This window comes from Streptomyces sp. S3(2020), assembly GCF_013044505.1.
Lineage (GTDB): Bacteria > Actinomycetota > Actinomycetes > Streptomycetales > Streptomycetaceae > Streptomyces.
Window position 1 is genome coordinate 23,965 of record NZ_JABERD010000113.1, and the last position, 7,806, is coordinate 31,770.

The window sequence follows — 7,806 nt, forward strand, 5'->3', positions numbered from 1 at the left end:
TTTTCCGCAGGTTCACAGTGGGGCCCCAGGGGTGTGTGAGCCAGTGTGACCTGCGGTTTCGGTCGGCGCAGTGAAGGTGGTCACATCGCCGGGGGCGAACCGGAGGGGCTTGTGTCACGTCCCTGACTGTCGAAGGACGACCAGGAAGGGACCGTCGTGAGACTGCGCAGACCCCGGCTTCCCCGCACCCGTACCGGGCAGCGGCGGCTCGTGCAGGCCGTGATGGCGGCCTGCGTGCTCGGCCTGCTTCCGGCCACCTGGATGTACGCCGTGACGGGCGACCGGCTGCGCACGACCGCGGACGTTCCGCACACCGAGGTCGCCGTCGTCTTCGGCGCGGGACTGTGGAACGACGAGCCGTCGCCGTACCTCGCCCACCGGCTGGACGCGGCGGCGAAGCTGTACCGCGAGGGCCGCATCGAGGTCGTCCTCGTCACCGGCGACAACAGCCGGAAGGACTACGACGAGCCCGACGCCATGCGCACCTATCTGACCGCGCACGGCGTTCCCGACCGGCGCATCGTCAGCGACTACGCCGGCTTCGACACCTGGGACTCCTGCGTCCGCGCCAAGAAGATCTTCGGCGTCGACCGGGCCGTCCTGATCAGCCAGGGGTTCCACATCCGGCGGGCCGTCGCGCTGTGCCAGGAGGCCGGGGTGACGTCGTACGGCATCGGGGTCGACGCCAAGCACGACGCCACCTGGTACTACGGCGGGGCGCGGGAGGTGTTCGCGGCCGGCAAGGCGGCCCTGGACGCGGTCTTCGAGCCGGACCCCCGCTTTCTGGGGACGAAGGAACCGGGGGTCGGCCAGGCGCTGGCCAGCGCCCGGTGACACGCGGGGCGCGTCTCTCAGGAAGGCGGTCGTGCCCTCCTTTCGGTCGTGTCGAACGACGGCAGCCGGCGGAGCGCTCAGCGGCCTCACCGTGCCCGGCGGCCGGCCGGGAGGTCGCCGTCCCGCTCGCGTAACAGGGAGCCGCCGTGCACGTAACACGGCGGAAGCACGCTGAAAAGCATGCAGAACTCCGCGACGCCCACCCACTGCCCCTACTGCGCCCTGCAGTGCGGGATGAATCTCACGCCCGTCCCGGACGGGGGCGTGGAGGTCACCGAGCGCGCGGACTTCCCGGTGAACCGGGGGGCGCTGTGCGGCAAGGGCCGGACGGCTCCCCAGGTGCTCTCGTCCCGGGTGCGCCTGACCTCCCCGTTGGTGCGCTCCGAGGGCAAGCTGGTGCCCGCCACCTGGGACGAGGCGCTGGACCGGATCGCCGGGGAACTGCGGCGTACGCGTGCGGAACATGGTCCGGACGCGTGCGGGGTGTTCGGCGGGGGCGGCCTGACGAACGAGAAGGCGTACACGCTGGGCAAGTTCGCCCGGGTCGTCCTCGGCACCTCGCAGATCGACTACAACGGCCGCTTCTGCATGTCCTCCGCGGCGGCCGGCGGGATCAAGGCGTTCGGTCTGGACCGCGGGCTGCCGTTCCCGCTGGAGGACATCCCGAAGACGGGCTGTGTGATCCTCGTCGGCTCCAACCCCGCCGAGACCATGCCGCCCTCGATGCGCTTCTTCAACGAGCTGCGCGAGAACGGCGGCACGCTCGTCGTCATCGACCCGCGCCGCACCAGGACCGCCGAGCAGGCGGACCTGCATCTGATGCCCCGCCCGGGCACCGACCTCGCGCTGGCTCTGGGTCTGCTGCACCTGGTCGTCGCCGAGGGCCGGGTCGACGAGGCGTACGTCGAGGAGCGCACGGCCGGCTGGGAGGAGGCCCGCGCCGCGGCGATGGCCCACTGGCCGGAGTACGTGGAGCGGATCACCGGGGTGCCGGTGCCCCAACTCCGCGAGACCGTACGGATGTTCTGCGAGCCCGAGGCCGCGATGGTGCTGACCGCGCGCGGACCCGAGCAGCAGTCCAAGGGCACGGACACCGTGGGCGCCTGGATCAACCTGTGCCTGGCGACGGGCCGCGCGGGGAGGCCGTTCTCCGGATACGGCTGCCTCACCGGGCAGGGCAACGGACAGGGCGGGCGCGAACACGGCCAGAAGGCCGACCAGTTGCCCGGCTACCGCAAGCTGGACGACCCGGCGGCGCGGCGGCATGTGGCCGAGGTGTGGGGAGTCGACCCCGACTCGCTGCCCGGCCCCGGGCGGAGCGCCTACGAGTTGCTGGACGCCCTGGGTGTCGACATCAGGTCGCTGCTGCTCATGGCATCCAACCCGGTGGTGTCGGCGCCGCGTGCCGCGCACATCGAGGAACGCATCAAGTCCCTTGACTTCCTTGCCGTCTGCGACGTCGTGCTCTCGGAGACGGCGGAGCTCGCCGACGTCATCCTGCCGGTCACGCAGTGGGCGGAGGAGACGGGCACCACGACCAACCTGGAAGGGCGTGTGCTGCTGCGCCGCCAGGCGATCACCCCGCCCGAGGGGGTCCGCAGCGACCTGGAGGTCATGCGCGAACTCGCCGACCGGCTCGGCGTGGAGAAGGGCTTCCCGACCGATCCCGAGGAGGTCTTCGAGGAGCTGCGGCGGGCGAGCGCGGGCGGCCCCGCGGACTACTCGGGGATCACGTACCGGCGACTGGCCGAGGAGAACGGGGTGTTCTGGCCGTGTCCGACGCCGGAGGCCTCATCCGGCGAACGCCAGGAGGCCGAGGTGCGCCCGGAGGCCGAGGTGCACCCGGGCACGCCCCGCCTCTTCCTGGACCGTTTCGCCACCCCCGACGGCCGCGCCCGGTTCGCCCCGGTCTCGCACCGGGCCGCCGCCGAGGAGCCGGACGACGAGTACCCGGTGCTGCTGACGACCGGCCGGGTCGTCGCCCAGTACCAGTCCGGCGCCCAGACCCGCCGCGTGGACGAGCTGAACGCCGCCGCACCGGGCCCGTTCGTGGAGCTGCACCCGCGGCTCGCGGCCCGGCTGGGCGCGGCCGAGGGCGACCCGGTGGCGGTCGTGTCCCGGCGGGGCCGGGCCGTGGCACCGGCCCGCATCACCACCGGTATCCGCCCCGACACCGTCTTCATGCCCTTCCACTGGCCGGGCGAGGGCCGCGCGAACACCCTCACCAACCCGGCGCTCGACCCGACCTCGCGGATGCCGGAGTTCAAGGCGTGCGCGGTACGGCTGGAGACGGTGGAGTCGTAGGGGTGGTGCGGTCGGTGCCGGTGCGGCTCATGTGCTCGACGGCATCGGCACCGGGGAGTCGGTGGGCTGACCGCTCGGCGGCTCGGGCGGGGCGCTGCCGTTGCCGGGAGGCGGGCTGCCGCCGTTGCCGCTGCCCGCGCCGGTGTTCTCCTTGTCGGGGTCGATGCCGACGGTGAGGGTGCCGGTGAAGCCCTTGTCGACGGACCCGGTGACGGTCATGAGACCGTCCTTGGCGCCGCCGCCCGCGTACACCATGTCGTCGTCGAGCTTGGTCCACGTGCCGACATGCCGGCTGTACGGCTCGGTCTTGTAGACCTCGTCGCCGTACTTGTCCTCGAAGAACAACTGGCCGGTCCAGTTGGTCTTCCCGCCCTCGTAGGTGTCGTCGGCCTTCTTGCCGCCCGTGTGCACCTTGACGTGGATGTGGGTGGTGCGCGGGGTGTACCAGCCGGGGTAGATCGTCGTGAACTCGACGACTCCGCTGCCGTCGGTGGTCTGGTAGCCGCGCAGGAAGGTCTTGTCGTTCGCCCCGCTGGTGTCCTCGCTCTCCTCGGGGACCGAGGTGTCGCCGGGGCCGGTGGTGGTGTAGCCGGAGTAGTAGCCCCAGGCGTCGCAGTGCCAGATCTCGACGGCGGCGTCCTTCACGGGCGCGCAACCGTCCGTCTGGTCCAGCACGGTCAGCTTCACCGTGAGGGGGACGCCCTCCTTGCCCTCGGTGATGTTCTTCCGGAAGAGGGCGCCGTCGAGGTAGTACGGCCCTTCCGTGACACTGCCGTTGAGGACGCAGATGTCGGAGGAGGCGGAGGCGGACGCGGAGGCCGTGCCGGAGGCGGCGGCCTGCGTGTCGGTGTCGTCGTCGGAGGAGCACGACGTGACGCCGAACCCGACGGCGGCCCCGGCCGCGACGCCGCTCAGCGCGAGGGCGCGCCGTCTGGTGATGTCGCTGTCTGTGTCTTTCTTGCCGTTCATGGCGGGAGGCTAGGCACGGCCCCTGCGCCGAACGGGGGTGCCGCACGGGCCGGTCGCCCACACGGCTCAGTTGATGGGAGCGGCTGTGCGAGGGGTTCGGTGGCGGTGACAGCTGCGGAGGGTGGTGGCAGCGGCGGGTGGCGGTGGTGGCGGCGCCTCTCGCCGTACTCGCGCCGCTGGCGCCCGAGTTCCTGACCTCGCTCGCACCCTCGTGACCGGCGGGGTCGACAGGGCTGTCGGCTTCCCCCGTTCCTCTCCTCTCCGCAGGCGGCGGGCGTCAGGGCACCCGTGGTCAGCGGTTGGGCGGTGGCAAGGCGCCGAAGCCCCCGGCCGGGTCGGGCGCCGGAGGTCCCTCAGCCGCGGACCAGCCAGTCACCGCTGCCGATCAGCTTGCCGCGCGCCCGCAGCCCGGCGGCCACGGCGGGGGCGGCGACGTACACCCACGCCCGCACGGAGACGCCGTCGGCGTCGCGTACGACGTCGCACTCGATCCGCTCGTAGAGGTTGCGGGGATCGCCGGGGGCGTGGTCCTCCAGCAGGTCGAGGGCGACGAGGAGGTCGTCGTACATCTCGGGGAGGGCGGTGACGAGTTCGCCGAGGACGGTGCCCCCGGGCTCCTCGACGGCGTACGGATAGCCGGGACCGTCGTAGAGCACCACGCCGTCGAGCCGGCCCGGCTCCTCGGAGAGGGTGCGGCCGCGGAGGAAGTGGGCGTGGTTGACCTCTCCGGGGCGGAGGGTGCCGTAGACGAAGAACGGGAGTCTCACAGAAACGATTCTCTCTCCTCACACACGGGTGCCGGACATGCACAGACGCCCTCTGGACACGACATGTCATGCCCCCTTAAATCTCAGGCAGCACTCGCGCCTCCTCCTTTCCCCCCACGCGCCCCAACGCGCCTTTCCAAGGAGACAGATGAGCCGGATACGTCCCGTTCGCCCTGTCCACACCCTCCTGGGGTCCCGTCTCGCCACCGTCGGCACGGCCGCCACCACCGCGGTCCTCCTGGCCGCCGCGCTCTCCCCGACCGCGGGTGCGGCCGACAGGCCGACCCGGGCCACCGCGATCGACAACGCCGCGGACGCGCTCGTGGCGCAGGCCACGAAGCTGGGTCTCACCACCGCACAGGACACGAAGGTCCGGGACGTGGTGGTCGACAAGGACGGCGGTCAGCACGTCCGCTACGACCGTACGTACCGCGGAATCCCGGTACTGGGCGGCGACTTCGTGGTCCACCTGGACGCGAACGGCACGTACCGCGGCGCGGACAGGGCCACCCGCCGGTCCATCGCGCTGTCCTCGGTGACCCCCGGGGTGGCCGCACCCAAGGCCGCCGACCTCGCGGCGAACGCGCTCCGCGCCGCCAACCTCGGCGAGACACTGAAGAAGCTGACGGCCCACCCCCAGCTGGTCGTCGACGCCCTGCACGGCGCGCCGAAGCTGGCCTGGCAGACGAACGTCGTCGCACAGGACTCGCTCGGCAACCCGGTCGGGCGCACGGTGCTGACCGACGCGAGAACGGGTGCGCAGATCGACGCGTGGGACTCGATCGAGACGGCGACGGGTGACGGGAAGTCGCTGTACGGCGGGACGGTGCCGCTGGAGACGACGCTGTCGGGATCGACGTACCAGCTCAAGGACGCGACGCGCGGAAACACGTACACGGGCGACGCGGCGAACAAGACGGACCTGTGCATCCTGGGCATCTGCATCAGCCGCGCCCCGGCGACGGTCTTCACGGACGCGGACAACCACTGGGGAACCGGGGCCACTTCGGACCGCGCGACGGCTGCGGTGGACGCCCAGTACGGCACCGACGTCACCTGGGACTACTACAAGAACATCCACGGGCGGTCCGGTATCGCGGGCGACGGCAAGGGCTCGTTCAACCGCGTCCACTACGGCAACAACTACAACAACGCCTTCTGGGACGACAGTTGCTTCTGCATGACCTACGGCGACGGCGACGGGACGCAGCTCGGCCCCCTCGTGTCGCTGGACGTGGCGGGCCACGAGATGTCGCACGGCGTGACGTCGAAGACGGCGGCGCTGACGTACTCGGGTGAGTCGGGCGGCCTGAACGAGGCGACGTCGGACATCTTCGGAACGCTGGTGGAGTTCTACGCGGCGAACTCCACGGACGCCGGTGACTATCTGATCGGCGAGAAGATAGTCCGCTCCGGCTTCGGCCGGGACGCGCTGCGCTACATGGACAAGCCGTCGAAGGACGGGAACTCGGCGGACTGCTGGAGTTCGACGGTCAAGGACCTGGACGTGCACTACTCGTCCGGCGTCGCGAACCACTTCGCGTTCCTCCTCGCGGAGGGCAGCGGCGCGCGGACGGTGAACGGCGTCAGCTACAACTCCCCCACCTGCAACGGCTCTTCGGTGACGGGCATCGGCCGGGACAAGGTGGGCGCGATCTGGTACCGGGCGCTGACGGTCTACATGACGTCCTCGACGAACTACGCGGGTGCGCGTACGGCGACGCTGAACGCGGCGAGGGATCTGTACGGGGCCGGGAGCACGGAGTACGCCGCGGTGGGGGCGGCTTGGAGTGCGGTGAACGTGGGCTGAGGCGCGGCAGCCGGTAATGCGATGGCCGTGCGGCGGCGGGCGTGACTAGGCTCCCTGCCGCACGGCCACCGTCTCCCTCGCTGTCACCGTGTTCCTTACCGCCACCGCCTTCCTTCCGGAGCCGCAGCCCATGACGACCAGCACGACGAAGATGCACGACGACGAGTTGGACATCGACGCGGAGTTGGTCGAACGGCTGGTGGCGGACCAGTTCCCGCGGTGGGCCGGGCTCCCGGTCCGCCGGGTGCCCTCGGCCGGCACCGAGAACGCCATGTTCCGCCTGGGCGACGGCATGGTCGTACGCCTGCCGCGACGGCCTGACGGCGCCCGGCAGATCGAGAAGGAGCACCGCTGGATGCCCCGGCTGGCACCGCATCTGCCGCTGGCGGTACCGGAACCGGTGGCGAAGGGCTCGCCGGGGGCCGGTTACGGCCTGGTGTGGGGTGTGTACCGCTGGCTGGAGGGCGACGACGCCCACAACAGGCCGCTGCGGGAACTCGCGGACGCGGCGCGGGAGTTGGGGCGTTTCATCACCGCCCTGCGGCGGATCGACGCGAGCACCGGCCCGCCCTCCTACCGTGGCGGACCGCTCGCCGCCGACGACGACACGGACGTCCGCGACGCGATCCGCGACCTGGGCGCCGACGGCACGCTGGACGCGGAAACGGCCACCGACGCCTGGGAATCGGCCCTCCGCCTCCCCCCGTGGGACGGCGCCCCCGTCTGGCTGCACAGCGACCTCCTCCCGGGCAACCTCCTGACCTCCGCCGGCCGTCTCAGCGCCGTCATCGACTTCGGAGCGCTCGGCACCGGAGACCCCGCGGTCGACGCCATGGCCGCGTGGACCGTCTTCGACGCCGGCACCCGGGACACCTTCCGGGCCGCGGCGGAGGTCGACGACGCGACGTGGGGCCGGGCCCGGGGCTGGGCCCTGAGATTCGGCCTGACGGCCCACCACTACTACCGGCACGGCAGGAACCCGGTACTGGCAACGGTGGGACTGCGGGCGGTGCGGGAGGTTCTGCGGGAGCACACGGCAGCCGCCGCCTGAGCGCACAGCGGCCGCTCCATCCGACGGGCGCTACGACCCGTAGGGCCTCGCCTCCCTCGCCTCCCTCAGCC

At 71.7% G+C, this 7,806-nt stretch carries 6 protein-coding genes; 4 read left to right on the forward strand and 2 right to left on the reverse strand.

What is annotated here, in order from left to right; genetic code table 11:
* Positions 1 to 156: 156 nt before the first annotated feature.
* Entirely contained in the window at positions 157 to 834 is a 678-nt protein-coding gene (locus HLK59_RS30145; RefSeq protein ID WP_346779846.1) for an ElyC/SanA/YdcF family protein, read from the forward strand.
* A gap of 180 nt (positions 835 to 1,014) precedes the next feature.
* Entirely contained in the window at positions 1,015 to 3,138 is a 2,124-nt protein-coding gene (locus tag HLK59_RS30150; RefSeq protein WP_171144709.1) for a molybdopterin oxidoreductase family protein, read from the forward strand.
* A gap of 27 nt (positions 3,139 to 3,165) precedes the next feature.
* On the opposite strand, the gene HLK59_RS30155 is transcribed toward HLK59_RS30150, so the two are convergent.
* Entirely contained in the window at positions 3,166 to 4,107 is a 942-nt protein-coding gene (locus HLK59_RS30155) for an intradiol ring-cleavage dioxygenase (RefSeq protein WP_171144710.1), read from the reverse strand.
* 353 nt (positions 4,108 to 4,460) lie between these two features.
* Positions 4,461 to 4,874, reverse strand: a complete 414-nt coding sequence (locus tag HLK59_RS30160; protein ID WP_171144711.1) for a gamma-glutamylcyclotransferase family protein — start codon at positions 4,872 to 4,874, stop codon at positions 4,461 to 4,463.
* Between the two features lie 148 nt (positions 4,875 to 5,022).
* On the opposite strand from HLK59_RS30160, the gene HLK59_RS30165 reads away from it, so the two are divergent.
* Entirely contained in the window at positions 5,023 to 6,684 is a 1,662-nt protein-coding gene (locus HLK59_RS30165; RefSeq protein ID WP_171144712.1) for a M4 family metallopeptidase, read from the forward strand.
* 130 nt (positions 6,685 to 6,814) lie between these two features.
* Positions 6,815 to 7,735 carry an aminoglycoside phosphotransferase family protein gene (locus HLK59_RS30170; protein ID WP_171144713.1) on the forward strand — a complete coding sequence of 307 codons (921 nt, stop codon included), beginning with the start codon at positions 6,815 to 6,817 and terminating at the stop codon, positions 7,733 to 7,735.
* The last annotated feature ends 71 nt before the right edge of the window (positions 7,736 to 7,806 follow it).

What these genes read in the sequence shown, in the direction of transcription:
- HLK59_RS30150 (WP_171144709.1), top strand. Translation starts at nt 1,015, where the DNA reads ATGCAGAACTCCGCGACGCCCACCCACTGCCCCTACTGCGCCCTGCAG.
- HLK59_RS30155 (WP_171144710.1), bottom strand. Translation starts at nt 4,107, where the DNA reads ATGAACGGCAAGAAAGACACAGACAGCGACATCACCAGACGGCGCGCC.
- HLK59_RS30165 (WP_171144712.1), top strand. Translation starts at nt 5,023, where the DNA reads ATGAGCCGGATACGTCCCGTTCGCCCTGTCCACACCCTCCTGGGGTCC.
- HLK59_RS30170 (WP_171144713.1), top strand. Translation starts at nt 6,815, where the DNA reads ATGACGACCAGCACGACGAAGATGCACGACGACGAGTTGGACATCGAC.